Annotated in this window: 15 protein-coding genes and 2 pseudogenes; 9 read left to right on the top strand and 8 right to left on the bottom strand. The window is 67.0% G+C overall.

The window, feature by feature from the left end:
* Positions 1-94: 94 nt before the first annotated feature.
* Positions 95-556: pseudogene (locus tag KBI5_RS21175) on the top strand (prolyl aminopeptidase); the annotation flags it as partial.
* Between the two features lie 88 nt (positions 557-644).
* The gene (locus KBI5_RS21180; protein ID WP_235463243.1) at positions 645-833 is read left to right on the top strand and encodes a flavodoxin; all 189 of its coding nucleotides are present in this window, start codon (positions 645-647) and stop codon (positions 831-833) included.
* A gap of 297 nt (positions 834-1,130) precedes the next feature.
* On the opposite strand, the gene KBI5_RS21185 is transcribed toward KBI5_RS21180, so the two are convergent.
* The 3 genes from KBI5_RS21185 to KBI5_RS27170 are packed head-to-tail and all read right to left on the bottom strand — an operon-like array spanning position 1,131 to position 4,280.
* Entirely contained in the window at positions 1,131-2,711 is a 1,581-nt protein-coding gene (locus KBI5_RS21185) for a sulfatase (protein WP_085016240.1), read from the bottom strand.
* The gene (locus KBI5_RS21190) at positions 2,708-4,045 is read right to left on the bottom strand and encodes a hypothetical protein (RefSeq protein WP_035942193.1); all 1,338 of its coding nucleotides are present in this window, start codon (positions 4,043-4,045) and stop codon (positions 2,708-2,710) included. The genes KBI5_RS21185 and KBI5_RS21190 overlap by 4 nt, the downstream gene beginning before the upstream one ends.
* A complete protein-coding gene (locus KBI5_RS27170; protein WP_131728925.1) occupies positions 4,035-4,280 on the bottom strand; it encodes a hypothetical protein in 246 nt (81 codons plus the stop codon). The genes KBI5_RS21190 and KBI5_RS27170 overlap by 11 nt, the downstream gene beginning before the upstream one ends.
* A gap of 83 nt (positions 4,281-4,363) precedes the next feature.
* Here KBI5_RS27170 and KBI5_RS21195 point away from each other — a divergent pair, with 83 nt between their 5' ends.
* Positions 4,364-4,888: a MarR family winged helix-turn-helix transcriptional regulator gene (locus tag KBI5_RS21195; protein WP_011436603.1), complete on the top strand. Its 525-nt coding sequence runs from the start codon at positions 4,364-4,366 to the stop codon at positions 4,886-4,888.
* 113 nt (positions 4,889-5,001) lie between these two features.
* On the opposite strand, the gene KBI5_RS26570 is transcribed toward KBI5_RS21195, so the two are convergent.
* A complete protein-coding gene (locus KBI5_RS26570) occupies positions 5,002-5,487 on the bottom strand; it encodes a hypothetical protein (RefSeq protein WP_023842201.1) in 486 nt (161 codons plus the stop codon).
* A complete protein-coding gene (locus KBI5_RS21210) occupies positions 5,468-5,800 on the bottom strand; it encodes a nucleotidyltransferase domain-containing protein (protein WP_240724199.1) in 333 nt (110 codons plus the stop codon). The genes KBI5_RS26570 and KBI5_RS21210 overlap by 20 nt, the downstream gene beginning before the upstream one ends.
* A gap of 382 nt (positions 5,801-6,182) precedes the next feature.
* On the opposite strand from KBI5_RS21210, the gene KBI5_RS21215 reads away from it, so the two are divergent.
* A complete protein-coding gene (locus tag KBI5_RS21215; RefSeq protein WP_131728924.1) occupies positions 6,183-6,431 on the top strand; it encodes a hypothetical protein in 249 nt (82 codons plus the stop codon).
* Positions 6,432-6,661: 230 nt separating this feature from the next.
* Complete coding sequence (locus KBI5_RS21220) at positions 6,662-7,900, top strand: IS4 family transposase (RefSeq protein ID WP_011436600.1); 1,239 nt, start codon at positions 6,662-6,664, stop codon at positions 7,898-7,900.
* Positions 7,901-8,144: 244 nt separating this feature from the next.
* Here KBI5_RS21220 and KBI5_RS21225 read toward each other — a convergent pair whose 3' ends face one another.
* Positions 8,145-8,621 (bottom strand): hypothetical protein, encoded by a 477-nt coding sequence (locus tag KBI5_RS21225; RefSeq protein WP_035733336.1) that lies wholly within the window; start codon positions 8,619-8,621, stop codon positions 8,145-8,147.
* 16 nt (positions 8,622-8,637) lie between these two features.
* The gene (locus KBI5_RS21230) at positions 8,638-9,558 is read right to left on the bottom strand and encodes a ParA family protein (RefSeq protein WP_011436598.1); all 921 of its coding nucleotides are present in this window, start codon (positions 9,556-9,558) and stop codon (positions 8,638-8,640) included.
* Positions 9,559-9,993: 435 nt separating this feature from the next.
* Here KBI5_RS21230 and KBI5_RS21235 point away from each other — a divergent pair, with 435 nt between their 5' ends.
* Together KBI5_RS21235 and KBI5_RS26575 are read left to right on the top strand one after the other, a co-directional pair.
* Positions 9,994-11,118 carry a DUF262 domain-containing protein gene (locus KBI5_RS21235; RefSeq protein WP_241883071.1) on the top strand — a complete coding sequence of 375 codons (1,125 nt, stop codon included), beginning with the start codon at positions 9,994-9,996 and terminating at the stop codon, positions 11,116-11,118.
* A 1-nt stretch (position 11,119) separates the two neighbouring features.
* Positions 11,120-11,632 carry a HEPN domain-containing protein gene (locus tag KBI5_RS26575; protein WP_011436596.1) on the top strand — a complete coding sequence of 171 codons (513 nt, stop codon included), beginning with the start codon at positions 11,120-11,122 and terminating at the stop codon, positions 11,630-11,632.
* Positions 11,633-11,844: 212 nt separating this feature from the next.
* Here KBI5_RS26575 and KBI5_RS21245 read toward each other — a convergent pair whose 3' ends face one another.
* Positions 11,845-12,150, bottom strand: coding sequence for a hypothetical protein (locus KBI5_RS21245; protein ID WP_011436595.1), 306 nt, complete (start codon positions 12,148-12,150; stop codon positions 11,845-11,847).
* A gap of 229 nt (positions 12,151-12,379) precedes the next feature.
* On the opposite strand from KBI5_RS21245, the gene KBI5_RS21250 reads away from it, so the two are divergent.
* Both KBI5_RS21250 and KBI5_RS25955 read left to right on the top strand, forming a co-directional pair.
* Complete coding sequence (locus tag KBI5_RS21250; protein WP_011436594.1) at positions 12,380-12,961, top strand: TetR/AcrR family transcriptional regulator; 582 nt, start codon at positions 12,380-12,382, stop codon at positions 12,959-12,961.
* A gap of 504 nt (positions 12,962-13,465) precedes the next feature.
* Positions 13,466-13,925 (top strand): annotated as a pseudogene (locus tag KBI5_RS25955) (hypothetical protein); the annotation flags it as partial.

Below are 13,925 nucleotides of genomic sequence, written 5' to 3' on the forward strand. Positions count from 1 at the left end.
GTCAGCACCATCGCCACGATCAACCCCTCCCTACCCGCCATACCTAGCCTAGACTGACGATGACCTCTGTCTCACATCATCTTGGCAGGTAGGGGCCGTGCCGAAGGACGACTGGGACGGCAGTCTCGTTGCTGCCTACAACCGGCTGTTGGGCAGCCCCGACGAGGCGATAAGAATCACCGCGGCGCGGGCCTGGTGCGCCTGGGAAGACGCCGTCATCGCGCACGAAGCGCTTGGGGCGCCAGGCCAGTACAGCAGCAAACCCGACGATGCGCTCGTGGCCTTCGTCCGCATCTGCACGCACTACTTTGCAAACAACGCCTGGCTGGAGGACGGGCAGTTGCTACGCGACGCTCACCGGCTGGCCGGGATTCCCTCGGTGTTGATCCACGGCCGACTTGACCTTGCCAGCCCGCTCAAGACCGCCTGGGATCTCGCCAAGGCATGGCCCGACGCGGAACTGAAGATCATCGACAATGCAGGCCACACGGGCAGCCCCGCGACCCAGAACGCCATCATCGAGGCGACCGAACGGTTCAGCACGAACGGACACTGACCCGAGGAGGTGGCCCGTGACGGTTCACCGACCCCTACCTTGGCGAGGGTGCTGCGACCAGATCTATTACCCGGTCTTGGAAGCGACTGTGGGTCGTCCGTACGCCCTTTACGTCCATGGGAACAGCGACACGACCGGCGCGGTCCGTGGCGTCGAGGCGATCGCGACCGGGCTGAAGTGGAAGCGCCTGCGCGAGCCCCTGTCGATCGTCGGTGAGGCGGATGCCGGGGCACGAGAGGCCTGCTCGGAGTTGGGGGCACGGTCGCCGCCAGCCTGATGCCGTAGCTGACCGGCCTGGTCGAGCGTTCCGTTTCAGCCGCGGGTGGTCGTGAGGAGCGACGGGGCAGTGGTCAGGGCCGGTGCTTGACTGTCGTGGTGGAGTGGGTGCTCCGGTGGGTATCGGTAGGGTGTTGTCATGTCGTGTTCGTCCCCGCCTCATGACGCGGTGTGCCGCCGGATCCTGGGGACGCCGTCGAACGCGGCGTCGCAGTTGCGTGCGGTGCTGCCGTCGGGCTTGCTGGCCAGGCTCGACTTCGCCCAGCCGGGACGAGATCCAGGTCGGGAGTGGCCGTTGTCATATCGGCAGACCGGCGGCGGCGCAGGCGGCCTGGGTGTGGCAGTTTCCGAGGCCGGCAAGGACCGTGTGTAGTTCGGCGCGCTGCGCCCCGGTGAGCGCGCCCGCGACGTTGTTGATCTCGTAGGGGTCTTTCGTGATGTCGTAGTACTCGATCTCGTGTTTGGAGTCGTTGTACTCCACGTAGACCGCTTCGACTGGCCCGTCGAAGTGCGCGAGGTGTGGCGCTGAGATCCGGATCGCCTCGTAGGTCGTCGGGTTGCTGCCGCCGGGTTCGTGGTCGGGGTCGGCGGGGTCGCTCGCCTGGCCGAAGTGTTCGACGAGCGCGATCGTGCGCCAGGATGGCGGCTCCGTCGCGGGGCGCAGCAGCGGGACGAGACTGCGCCCGTCAACGGGCCTGGCCGGGGTGGCGCCGGCGAGGTCGGTGAAGGTGGGGTAAAGGTCGACGTTCTGAGCGACCTGGGAGATCACCCGGCCGTGGGGGACGCCGGGCCCGGTGACGATCAGGGGCACGCGGATGTCGGTGTCGAAGGCGGTCTGCTTGCCTCTGACGAGGCGGTGCTGGCCGAGGTGGTAGCCGTTGTCGGAGCTGAAGACGAAGTAGGTGTTGTCGAGCAGGTGCTCGGCGGCGAGCGTCGCCTCCGTGTCGCCTACCAGTTTGTCGACGGACTCGACGGCCTGGGCACGCTCGCGGTAGGCCTGGTCCAGGTTCGTGAGCACTGACGGGGCGAGAGGGGCGCGTTGGCCGAGCCAGGCCGGTGCGTCGGTGTTGTTGGTGTTGAAGGACGGGTCGCGTGGCTCGGTCAGGCCGGGGAAGTCGTCCGCGTTGCGCGGCGCCGGTGTGTACGGCTGGTGGGGGGCGTAGGTAGCCACCTCCAGGGCGAACGGCTTCCCGGCCGAGCGTCGGATGAACGCCTGGGCGTCGGCGTTGAGCACGTCCACGCCGTAGTTGTCCTGGCCGGCGTAGTGGCGCACGACGCCGTTGTCGTTCTGGTCGAAGTTGAGCTCCGCGTAGCCGGTGGTGTTGCTGACGTGCCAGTCGGACCAGCCGCGCGGGACGGGTCCGGTGGTCGGGGTGATGGTGGGGTCGCCGTAGCCATTGAGGTACTTGCCGAGCATCGAGGTCTGGTATCCCGCCGCCTGCAGCGCGACGGCGAAGGTCCTGCCGGCGAGGCCCTCCTGTTGGAACTTCCCGTAGCCGCCGTCAGGGGACAGGTTGGTCTCGACCTTGGTGTCGTGAGGGAGGAGGCCGGTGAAGATCGACGACCGGGACGGGCAGCACAGCGAGTCGGTCACGAAGTAGTGGTCGAACGTCTCGCCCTGCCTTTCCAGGGCGGTGATGTGCGGCGCGATCTGGTCGGTGACCAGGTTCCAGGACAGGTCGTCCGTGAGGATGAAGACGATGTTCGGGCGGGCCGCGCTCGCCGTTGTGGCCGGCGCGGCCGAACCGCCGCAGGCGCCCGCCGCCAGCGCCAGCGAGGCCGTGGCCGTGGCCGTGGCCGTGGCCGCCACCAGCCGCCGCCGAGAGCGGGGACGGCGTCGGGAAGCGGAGTCGTGGTGCTCTCGTCGCCACAGTTTCATGATCGTTCTCCGTTCATGCTGGCGTCGACGGCGGTCAGCGGCGCGCTTGCGGCCCAGGCGGTCCCGTCGGCGGGATAGAAATTGGCGTCATAGCCGGCGAAGTAGATACGGCCGGCGTCGAAGGGCGACCGCTTGATGGTTCTGATCGCAACGAACGCCTGCCCGGACCTGATCGGCTTGCCGACCGGGCCGGCAGGGGTGAAGTCAGGCCCGTCCAGGGCGCGTAGCACGTAGGACGGCGTGCCGCCCGTGTCGGTTCTGACGGCGAAGACGGCCTGGGCGTCGAAAGTCGCCGCGCGCGATGCCGTCGGGCCGCACGTCCTGCTCGGCGGGCAACCGCCGGCGTAGGCATGCTCGACGCCGAAGAACTGGCGGGAGGCCCCGTCGGCGTCGATCGTCTCGAAGTTGTTGTAGGCGGCGATCACGTAGTCGATCGAGCCGTTGCCGGTCGCCGGCACCGTCGTCCCCTGCTCCGCCAGCAGTTGGCGCAACGCGGGACCCGGGTCGAATTCCAGCGCCGGCGACAGACCGGCCGCGGCCTGCCCGGGCCCGGGTGCAGGGCCGCCGACCTGTCCCGCGGGTAGGTGGTCGAACCGGAAGGCATCACCATCGCCCTCGGTGGAGGTCAGCAGTGCTGGCGCGCCGTCGTGGGTGACACAGGTCAGCCCCCGCAGCCCACTGTTGCGGGCGCCTACCGGTGGCTCCTGATAGACGGCGGCCCAGCGGGCGGTTCCCGGCTGGACTGCCCCGTCGTTGCGGCGATAGAGCGTCGTGTTGATCGTGACGTAGAGCGCGCCGCCACAGTCGGCGAACCCGGTCACCTTCTGGGTCTTCAGCCCGGGTGAGTTGGGAGGCGGGGCCGTCAGCTCCGATACCGGGTCGAACACCAGCGTGTGCCGGATCGGCGACCACGTCGCGCGCAGGATCCCGGTTGGTTCGGCGCCGGCGTACACGGACCACACGCCAGCCGACTCGTGCGCGCCGAACGACCGCACGGCCGCGGCCGTTGACGGCAGGACGAACGCGTCGTCCGGCGCGAACGAGCCGGCCCCGTCGAGCAGCCACTGGATCTCCGAACGCCCGTTCACGACCGCCTGCGTGACGAGCAGCGAGTGCCCGGCTCCCAGGCCCTGGTCGGCCGGGATGGGGAACGAGTCCAGGGCCTGCACGCGAAGCGACCCTGTCTGCTCGAACACCCGCCAGGGAGCGTCCGCCGCGTCTTTGACCAGGATCTGGCCAGCGGCGGGAGCGCCCGGGTACTCCCACTGGTCGGTCGCCGCGAACAGGCGACCGCCCTGGCTGGCCAGTGCCATGACCTCGGTGTCATGCGACACCGCCGAGCCACTGGCAGTCGTCAACGGCTCCCGGGTAGCCGTCACCGCCCACGAGGGGCCGGTCCGGGCCGACGAGGTCGCGCTCCCCGCCGGCGGCGAGCCGCTCACGGAACACGCAGCGAGTAGACCGGCGGCGAGCACCGCGTACGCCGCGGGCCAGCCGAACCTGACTGAGAAAGCACCTTTCCGACGCATAGGCCTGAGCATCGACGACGCGACGCAAATCGGCAACCATGGTTGTCAATCGACCCGGCGTAGGCGCGGACAGGTACTGACCTATAGTCACAACCATGGTTGACAGTTGGGGGTGGGGTCGCTATGGGTGACGATGCCTCGGCCACGCCTGATGCCGCCGCTGGTCCGGCGAATCGGAGCGCCCTCGGCGGCTTGCTGCGCCGGGCATGGGTCGGCTACCAGAACCGCCTCGACGAGCAACTCGCCGCGGCCGGGTTCGAGCGCCAATTCCCGGACGGTCGGGTACTCCGCTTCTGCGCCGGATCGTCGGGCGCGACGGTCGCACAGATAGGACGGCATCTCGGCATCACCCGCCAGGGCGCAGCCAAGATCGTGAATCGCCTGGTCACGTCGGACTACCTGGAGGTCTCACCCTCCGAGACCAGCGGCCGCGAGAACACCGTGCGGCTCACCCTGCACGGCCAGGCCTACCTCACCACCCACCGCGCCGCGGCCCGCCGCATCGAGGACGATCTACGCACGGCTCTCGGCCCCGAGGCGTTCGACAGTCTCACCCGACTGCTGGCTGCCCTCGGTGCCGGCAGCGACGAACGACTGACCGGCTATCTGCGCCGCCGGACGACTCTGGCGGACGTACTAGAACTCTGATCTGTTCCGATCATCCCGGCTCAACTCGACGGCCACGGCGTGACGCTGCCGACAGCCTCTGGGAGATACGCCTCAACGCTCTCGGCGCCTATGTGCTGGGGGCTCGCCGACCGCTACGTGGCCGAAGCCGCGCCGGACGACGACACCACCCCGGTGGTCAACGCCGTAGTGATCAACCAGGCGTGCGGGTTAATGGGGACGCCGTCACGTGGCCATCGGTCGGCGGCCATCACGAACGCCTCCTGCACGGCTTCCTCAGCGAGGTAGGGATCTACCATGAGCTGTCGCGGGGGCGGTAGCTGGCAAGCCGCGAGCCGGTGGCTGCACGTCGGCGGCCCGCAACCCGCCGACCACACTCGAACCGCCTGCTGGCCGACCGCCTTCGTGTGTCCGCGCTGCTCCTCCAAGTCCAGCATGGTCGCTGCCCCGTCTGTCGGGGCCTGCTCCTGCACGCCGACCGTGAGCCGCAGAGCCCCGAAGAGTGGGAACAGTGGCTCGCGGCGACCCGCACGGCGACCCGCAAGCGCGCGCTGATCGCCTGGGGCGCGGGCACACCGGACGAACGTGTCGCAACCCGCCTCATACACGCCCGCTGCCACCGCCGCACCCTCGGCGAGGGCACCAGGGCAGCGCTTCTGCCCACCCGCAAGCCCACAGGGCTCGCTTGAGCCGGTTGCCTGGAAAGCGGGCACGGCCCAGCAGGCATTCGAGTCCCTCTTTGAGGGCGAAGTAGGTGCCGTAGTAGTCGAATCCGTCGCGGCCGGCGTCGAACTCGACGAGGACGTCGACGTCGCTGCTGTCGAGGTCAAACGCATCGCTGGTCGCGGAGCCGAAGAGGTCGAGGCGGCGGATGCCGAGCCGACGGCAGAGTCCCTGGATCTCCGCCCGCCTAGCCTCGATCAACGGATGCATGCCCACCTCCTCTGGGAAGATTGTGCCCGACCCCGCGGCCGGTACGCCTCATCGGGATGCCCGAAAAATGCCTCGGAGGGGCCGAGGTGCGACCTGGCCTGCCAGAGCCGGGGCACGTCAGCCGTGACACTGACCTGGATCTCGGCGGGGCTGTTGGCGAGCACCACTCGGGCGGTGGCGAGCCCGCCGACGGCGCGCGTTGCCGTCGTTACGGCGGGAGTCACGCGGCGGACCTGGTCTCGATGCGAGGCTGTGCGGTGCGCGGTGGACCCTGCTCTCACATCTTGGGTGCTGTCCGCCGATTACCTGACCTCTGCCTGTGGAATGGCAGGCAGTGTGGGCGGCCGACATATCGGGCCAGCGGCGGCTGGTAGTCCCCATCATGATCATCGACCCGCGCGGTCTCGACCTCGGCCTGGCCGGCACCCGCGCCTGGATCGACCTCCACGACCTGTCCGCCGCCGACGTCGCCACCGCCCGCGCCCGGCTGCTCGATGGGCTGAACGCGGCGCGGACCGGCCGGGCTAAACCCGCCGGCCGGGTGCTCTTCTCCGGCGCTCGCTCCGTCGCCCGGGTAAGGGGGGATCAACCGAAACTTGGAGGACCAGTCGACCCAATAGCGCTGCTTTAAGGTGATCGTCGTGGTTCGAGGCAGTGAAGTTCGATGCGGCGGGTGACGGTGACCACGGCGGGTTCGCCGAGTTTTCGGGCAGGGAAGTCGCCGGTTTTCTTGGTTTTGCGGGGACTGGCGCGGTCGGGGCGGTCCCGGACGAACGTCGCGGGTTGCGAGATCTCGGGGAGGRAGGTGGCCAGGGCCCAATGGCCGTAGGTTAAGTGATCGTCGTGGGGTAGGCTTGGCTGGTGGGGCATGACGGGAGTGAGGGGCTGTCGCCGGAGGGCTGGTTGCCGGACCGGGTGACGGTGGGTGTGTTGACGCGGGTGTACCCACCGGAGCTGGTGGACCGGGTGTTGGCGGTGACCGACACCGCGGAGGTTCGCCGCCGGCTGTTGCCGTCGTGGCTGGTGGTGTACTTCGTGTTGGCGTTGTGGCTGTTCCGGGGCCGGAACTGTGGCTATGTGCAGGTGCTGGCCCGGTTGACCAGCGGGCTGCACTTCCAGCGCCGGGCGGCTGTGTTGGCCGCGGGTGGGGCGGGTGGGGCGGGTTGGTCGCTGCCGGCAAGCCCGTCGCTGGGCGAGGCGCGGGCACGGATCGGGTCGGATCCGGTGCGGATGCTGTTCGAGCACGCCGCGGGGCCGGTCGGTGTCGAGGGCCAGGCCGGGGTGTTCCTGCACGGCCTACGGCTGGTGCAGATCGACGGGTCGACCTGCGATCTGCCGGACACGCAGGCCAACCGGGCGTTCTTCCCCGGGCCGTCGAACGCCGGTGGGCCGGCGCCGTTCCCGAAGGTTCGCTGGGTCATCGCCGCCGAGGCCGCCACCGGTGCCCTGCTGGGGGCGTCGTTCGGCCCGTGGAGCACCGGCGAGCCGGCGCTGGCCCGTGACCTGCTGGGGCAGCTGGGCCCGGGCATGCTCACGTTGGCGGACCGTAACTTCCTGTCCCACCGGCTCGCCGGCGAGGTCCTGGCGACCGGGGCGCACCTGCTGTGGCGGGCGAAGGCGACCTTCACGCTGGCCCCGGTCCACGTCCTCGACGATGGCAGCTACCTCGCCGAGCTGACACCTCCCCGCGGAAGCGAGGGACCACCACTGACGATGCGGGTGATCGAGTACACCGTGCACTCCACCACCGCCGGCGGCGACGAGAGCAGCTCAGAGCTGTTCTGTCTGGTCACCGACCTGCTCGACCCCGAGGAATGGTCCATGCTCGACCTGGCCCGCGCCTACCCGACCAGGTGGGGATGCGAGACCGTGATCGGCCACCACAAGACCGATCTCGGTGAAGGCCGACCCGTCCTGCGCAGCAAGGACCCCGAAGGCGTCGCCCAGGAGATGTGGGCCCTGTTCGCCGTCCACCAGGCACTCGCCCGCCTCATCGGCGTCGCTGCCGACACCACCGGCACCCCACCCGACAGGATCAGTTTCCGTCGGGCCCTCACCGCCGCGTCCGATTCCATCGGGACCGCGGCTTTCCCCCCCTGAACAGGCACTCCTCGCGTTCCTCCTTGAGATCTGCGACCCGCGCCTGGCCATCCGTGACCGCCCCGACCGCACCGCACCCCGCAAGACCCGCCGGCACAGCGACTACCCCCGCCGCACAACCGACGATCCACCCACCCGGCGCGTCACCCGCCGTCTCGAACTTCACTGCCTCGACTTCCGGTGACCAACCCTCCCTCAAACCTCCAAGGGATCACTTAACCTACGGCCATTGGGCGTTGGCCAATCACAAGGACGTGACCCGCCTGCCGATACCATCCTGGTCGAGGCGGACTCCCACCGCGGAGTTGACGATCATGTCAATCATTTCGTCACGTCGGCGCCCCAGACTCACCCGAACTCCGAGATCTCGGCCGATCCGCTGGAGGATCTGCTTGTTCCTGGCGATCCCCTCAAGGAACATGTGCGCCTCCTCGCGGCTACCCATCTCATCGAGGCGTTGGCGTACGGACGCGGAGTCAGGTTGACCAGCCACGACTGTCGATCCGTCCTTGATCGTGCCGACCCTCCCCCGCGGCACGCTTTCGGGCGCCGGCGGACTGGTGGTCCGTTCCCCGACTACGTCGGCGCCGAGGACCGGCCGGTCAGGCGCTCGCTGCACCGTGAGGACGAGCCGGCCAGCAGCTAGCTCAACCACGGTCTGATCATCGAAACTCCGGATGAGCGCCGAGACCCTCTCCAGCACTGCGAGGACGGCCGTCATGCCTTCAGCCATCAGCTCACGGTCCAATCCTGCTCTCGAATTCGTCAACTAAAGCACGGATTTCTGTTGCTATGTCGGGACGTAGTCCGAACACCGCTGGCAGGAGCCTGTCGACACCCGTCTGGAAATCCAGGCTCTCGCGCATCATCGCAGTAAATGTAGGGAAGAGGCGGCGAACCTCGTCGATAACCCGCTGGCTCGAGGGGGTGGGTCCGGGCCCCCCACCCCCATGCCTTACTCGAGTGAACACAACACCTAGAAAGGCAGGCGCCAGGTCTTCCACTCGGTTCTCGCCGGAGGGAGACCATCCAAGGATCTCGAAGTTATTCTTCTTGAAGTCGGTAAGTCTTTCGGTCAGATGACGGATACCGAAGGTAGCCAGCCTCTCCGGCTGCGCAGGGACCAGAACCCCTTCGCTGGCCACGATCGCAGATCGAGTGAGTATCTCAAAATCCGGCCGGCAGTCGATAAGCACGTAGTCGAATCCCTCACGGCGGAGCAGCCGTAGGCCATCGGCCAGTCGCATCACTACTCGGCGGTGACGATCCTGATAGCGGCGTGAACTGGGGTCACCGAGTTCTACACCGAGCCTGGCAGCAACGCCCTCAAGCTTCGGGGCGGAAGCCACAATTGCAAGCTCACCGCCGTTTCTCCTGGTATGCGCCCGAACTTCCTGCGGCCAGGAGACGTACCGCATGAGGTCTGGCCCAGCCCCTCGACGACCAGCTGCCATGTACCAGTCCGCGACGGTTCGCCGGTCAATCTGTCGCTCGACGTCCGCCGGCCGATAGAAGGAGTGCGTCAGGCTGGCCTGAAAGTCCAGGTCGAGCAGGAGAACACGACGTCCTCGACGCGCAAGCTCCGCACCGACGTTGGCCGTCAGAGTCGTCTTCCCGACACCGCCCTTGGAGTTGACTACGGTAGCGACCTGCATCATCAAACCCCGCGGACCTTGGATGCGCGACGGCGTTCGGTCGGCCGCAACTGGACCAAGCCGCTTCCCCGCCGATCCCGTGAGATCACAACGGCAAATCACCCCCATCTCCACAGCATGCCATCCGCCTGCGCCACATTCAGGAGAACGCCACGAATCGCTCCTGTGGTCGCACCCGATGACCATTCTGGGCCAAGCCGCCCTGAGCAGATCTGACCAGCAGGTTCGAACCGAGCCGGCCTACGCGGCTCCGTCGGATCGACCCTGAGGTGCCACGACTTCGCCAGTGTGTCGATGGTGGTATCCTGTGCGACAGCTTGGCCACGTGGGCTGGTCGACTCGGCGAAGGCTCCCGCCACCCGCGCTGGACGGTCCCACTTGGCGGCCTGCCCTGAGTTCTTACTGACTCGGCACCATGTCGCACGGCTTTCCGAGGGGGTGACCGAGCTGGCTGAGCAAGCTGGCAACGACAGCGACTCCGAGGACCTGCGCGACGACGACAGGGCCGAGMTTCAGGAGGTGGACCCCGACCCTCCGCAGATCAGCTACAGCGGCACCGACTTCGACGTCGAGGGTCTGGTCCGTCGGCACGATCGGGGCGACATAATAGTGCCGTCCTTTGGCAATGATGATCCCGGCATCGAGACAGCCGGCTTCCAGCGCGAGTTCGTTTGGAAGCGTTCGCAGATGGACCGTTTCATCGAGTCCCTACTGCTCGGATACCCCATTCCGGGTATATTCCTTGTCCAACAACAGGACCGCCGCTATCTCGTTCTTGATGGACAGCAGCGGATAAAGACCCTGAGCCTCTTCTATAATGGCAGCATCAACGGGCGCGAGTTCGCACTTCAGAACGTGGCCGCCAGATTCCAGGGGCTGACCTATCAAACTTTTTCACCCGAACAGCGTCGCACGCTCGACAATACCTTCATCCAGGCGACAATAGTCAAAACCGACGGCACCCGCGAGTCACTCGACGGCGTTTATCAGATCTTCGAGCGGCTGAACTCGGGCGGTACGCAGCTCACGCCGCACGAGATTCGCGTGGCGCTCTATGCAGGCGAGTTCATCAAGTTCCTCACCGCTCTGAACGAAAACCCGGCGTGGCGCGCTCTCTACGGGCCGCCATCACCACGGCTACGCGATCAGGAGATCGTGCTCAGATTCATCGCCCTCTACGTGTCACCGGGTAGCTATAAGCGCCCCCTCAAGAAATACCTGAACGATTTTGTTGGCGCTCACCGCCGACTGAACGAACTGGACGCCGAGTTGATCGAAAAACGATTCGACAGGGCAGCACAGCTTGTGTTGGAGGAGGCCGGAAGAAGCGCCATTCGCGGCCGGGGGCGTCAGCTCAATGCGGCTCTCACCGAGGCGCTTTTGGTAGGATTGGCCCGTAGGCTTGATGCCGGTAGCGAACCGACCGCAGCTGAGGTCAGCCGCGCCATCGACGCGCTCCTCAACGAACCCGACCTGGATTACGTGACCACGCGCGCAACGGCCGACGAGGAGAGTGTGCGGATGCGCCTGGCGCTGGCAACGAGAGCTTTCTCCCGCATCTGACATGAGCAGGCGAGAACGCGCCGAGACCTGGCCGCCGACTGAGACCAGAATTATTTTAGACCGCCTGTCCGAGCTAGCTGCACTGGTACAAGATCAGGCAAGAGTTGCGGATAATCAGGAGGTCGTTTCCTGGCTTGCGCGACTACTGGTGATCCGAAGCTGCGGATATCTGGAGCAGACCGTGGCGGGGACATTCCGCGCCTACACCAGCAGGCTGTCCTACGGCCACGTCAGGAACTTCTCGCTTGGCTGGTTGGAGCGGACGCAGAACCCGACGCCTGCGGCGCTCGAGACCCTGGCCGGGCGCTTCGACCAAGGCCTGCGCCAGGAGCTGAGCGCACTGCTCGACGCGGACGACGGTCGGCTGCGCCGCGAGCTGGCCACGTTAGTCGATCGGCGGAACAGGATCGCCCACGGCCTCAACGAAAGCGTCGGAGTCAGGAAAGCATTAGAGCTCCACAGAGTGGCCTGCGAGGCCGCCGACTGGTTCATTCTTCGCTTTGGGCCTTCCTGAGCCCCGGACGCGCAGTGCCGGAATTCGCCGAGCGGCGGCGGACATGCCAGTCTGATAGTGATGGTGGAGCGCGGTGCCTGCCCCGGGCCGGCGCACCCAGACTCGCCGGTGCCCAGTAGGTCCGCGTTCCCTTCCCAGAATGGTTCCCGAGATGTCGCGGGCGGCCGGGCGGGGCACCAGAACCTGCGGTGACTCTGACCTCCAGAATGTGCTCAACCGACCTTGGCGAGACCGGTCGGGTTGCGCCGGTCCCGCGGCGCGCCCGGGTGAGGGTACCCCTCCTCGCCGAGGTCACCGCGGCCCTTGTCGAGGTCACTGTGGGCGTAGCCCTCAGCCAGGATCCGCTGGGCCGACCCGTTGACAGGCCGTCCGGCCAACGTCCCCGATCGCCGGTCGAGACCGGCGCGCAGCAGGGCGATCAGCGCCCCGATGAGCAGCCCCCAGACCACGACCATGCTGAACGTCATCAGCAGCCAACTACCCCAACCCCAGTTGTACCCACCCCAGACCATCATCATGATCTCCTCCTCCCTCGTCCCGGCCTCCTACGGCGGGCCGTACCTCTACCTTCGGCCGGCGCGGCCGACGGGACGAGGGCTGTTCGTCCCGGACCGGTACGACGCCAGGCCCGTGCCGGACATGCCCTCGGAACCGCCTCCACCCGATCCAGGGGTCCGCGGCGGCGGGCCACTGTCAGGACCTCGCGCCAGGTAGAACCACCGTCTCGCGGCGGGTAGAAAGGACGCTATGCGTCCCCGGGCGGTCACCCGCGAGCAGATCATCGCGGCGGCCGACACGATCGCTCGGCGCGACGGGCTCGACCATCTCACGGTCCGACCCCTGTGCGCGGAGCTCGGCGTTACGGCCCCCGCGATCTACCGACGCTTCCCCACCAAGAATCTCATCGTCGAGCGCGTCGTTGACGACGCGCTCGGCCGCATCGACCTTCCAGGCCCCGAGACCGGCGACTGGGCCGACCGCCTAGGGCGCTGCTTCACCAGCGCGCATGACGTTGCCGCCGCCTACCCGGGGCTCGCGGCACACATGGGTCGGCAGATGGCCGGCAGCCCCTCCGCGGTACGCAACGCGAGCTTCCTGCACGATCTGCTCATCGACGCCGGTATCGGACCGGAGGACGCGAACAGGATCATCTGCACGATGTTCGTCTACCTCTGGGGACACCTGCTGGCAGCCGAGGCCGTGGCCGATCTGCTCGGCTCGACCGGCACCCGGGACCAGTTCCTCTGGGGCCTCGACCACCTGCTCGGTTCCTTCCGTCGGCAGTTCGGCGGACCCGTGCCCGGCACCGGGAACACCCCGGAAGGCTGACCGCCGCGGTCGACCGAGTTGGACCGGTCAGCGAGCCTCTTTTCTCGCCCACACCGCCCGTCGAGCCGTCGATGGGGGCCTACCACGGGATGTTGCCGATCATGGTCCGGGCGCACGGCAAGATCACAATAGCAAGCGCAAACATCTTGCAAGCACACAGCAAGCAGTCCGGAATCCCCGGAGGAAAACCGGGTCGAAATGCCATTACGTGGTATCAAATTTACACATGAATTAGACCGAAATATTCTACCGAGACCGCCACTCTTTCGTTTCTTCGATCAGCTCACGAACAGCGTGGAGTTGCCATTTGACCCCGCCCAGCGTCATTCGTCCGCCTCTATCTGGCGTCCCTCATCCACCGTCGAGAAACCATGATGGATCGGTGATTGACATTCTGTATCGGCTACCGGAGKCTCCAGGCTGACTGCCGTGGGGAACGACGATCATCGCACCTTACGGCAAGACCGCAATCATGATCCATAAGACTCTCGGTAGAGGTCAATCATGGTCGATATTACCAGAATTCGGCGCCTGCTGCCAGCGCTCGTCGCGGCCCTGGCGCTGACGATAGTCTCGGCTCCGGCCGCTAACGCGGCGTCGGGCAACCCGGGTGTCGTGCCCCCGGGGGCACGCGTATTTGGGAAGAGCTATGGTGCCTGGTCGGCGGCATGGTGGCAGTACGCACTGGCGCAGCCAACCACCACGAACCCGCTGATTGACCCAACTGGCGCGTTGTGTAACGTGGGCCAATCTGGCTCGGTATTCTTCCTGGTCGGCGCCTTCGGTGGCGAAAAAGTCGTTCGAAACGATTGCACGGTACCCGCGGGCAAGGCACTCTTCTTTCCGCTCGTCAACGTCTTCGACGCCAACAACCCCGGGGAAAATCGCACGGCCCGGGAGCTGTGGCGCGGTAAGAGTTCGGTGATGGCGTGGGTGGGCGGGCCGAAGGCCCGGCCGGTGTTGC

The organism is Frankia sp. KB5 (genome assembly GCF_002099325.1).
In the GTDB taxonomy this organism is placed as follows: Bacteria; Actinomycetota; Actinomycetes; order Frankiales; family Frankiaceae; genus Frankia; species Frankia casuarinae.

Coding starts and splice junctions, on each gene's coding strand:
- KBI5_RS21185 (WP_085016240.1), bottom strand. CDS start 2,711: ATGAAACTGTGGCGACGAGAGCACCACGACTCCGCTTCCCGACGCCGT.
- KBI5_RS27170 (WP_131728925.1), bottom strand. CDS start 4,280: ATGGTTGCCGATTTGCGTCGCGTCGTCGATGCTCAGGCCTATGCGTCG.
- KBI5_RS21195 (WP_011436603.1), top strand. CDS start 4,364: ATGGGTGACGATGCCTCGGCCACGCCTGATGCCGCCGCTGGTCCGGCG.
- KBI5_RS21210 (WP_240724199.1), bottom strand. CDS start 5,800: ATGCATCCGTTGATCGAGGCTAGGCGGGCGGAGATCCAGGGACTCTGC.
- KBI5_RS21215 (WP_131728924.1), top strand. CDS start 6,183: ATGATCATCGACCCGCGCGGTCTCGACCTCGGCCTGGCCGGCACCCGC.
- KBI5_RS21225 (WP_035733336.1), bottom strand. CDS start 8,621: ATGACGGCCGTCCTCGCAGTGCTGGAGAGGGTCTCGGCGCTCATCCGG.
- KBI5_RS21230 (WP_011436598.1), bottom strand. CDS start 9,558: ATGATGCAGGTCGCTACCGTAGTCAACTCCAAGGGCGGTGTCGGGAAG.
- KBI5_RS26575 (WP_011436596.1), top strand. CDS start 11,120: ATGAGCAGGCGAGAACGCGCCGAGACCTGGCCGCCGACTGAGACCAGA.
- KBI5_RS21245 (WP_011436595.1), bottom strand. CDS start 12,150: ATGATGATGGTCTGGGGTGGGTACAACTGGGGTTGGGGTAGTTGGCTG.
- KBI5_RS21250 (WP_011436594.1), top strand. CDS start 12,380: ATGCGTCCCCGGGCGGTCACCCGCGAGCAGATCATCGCGGCGGCCGAC.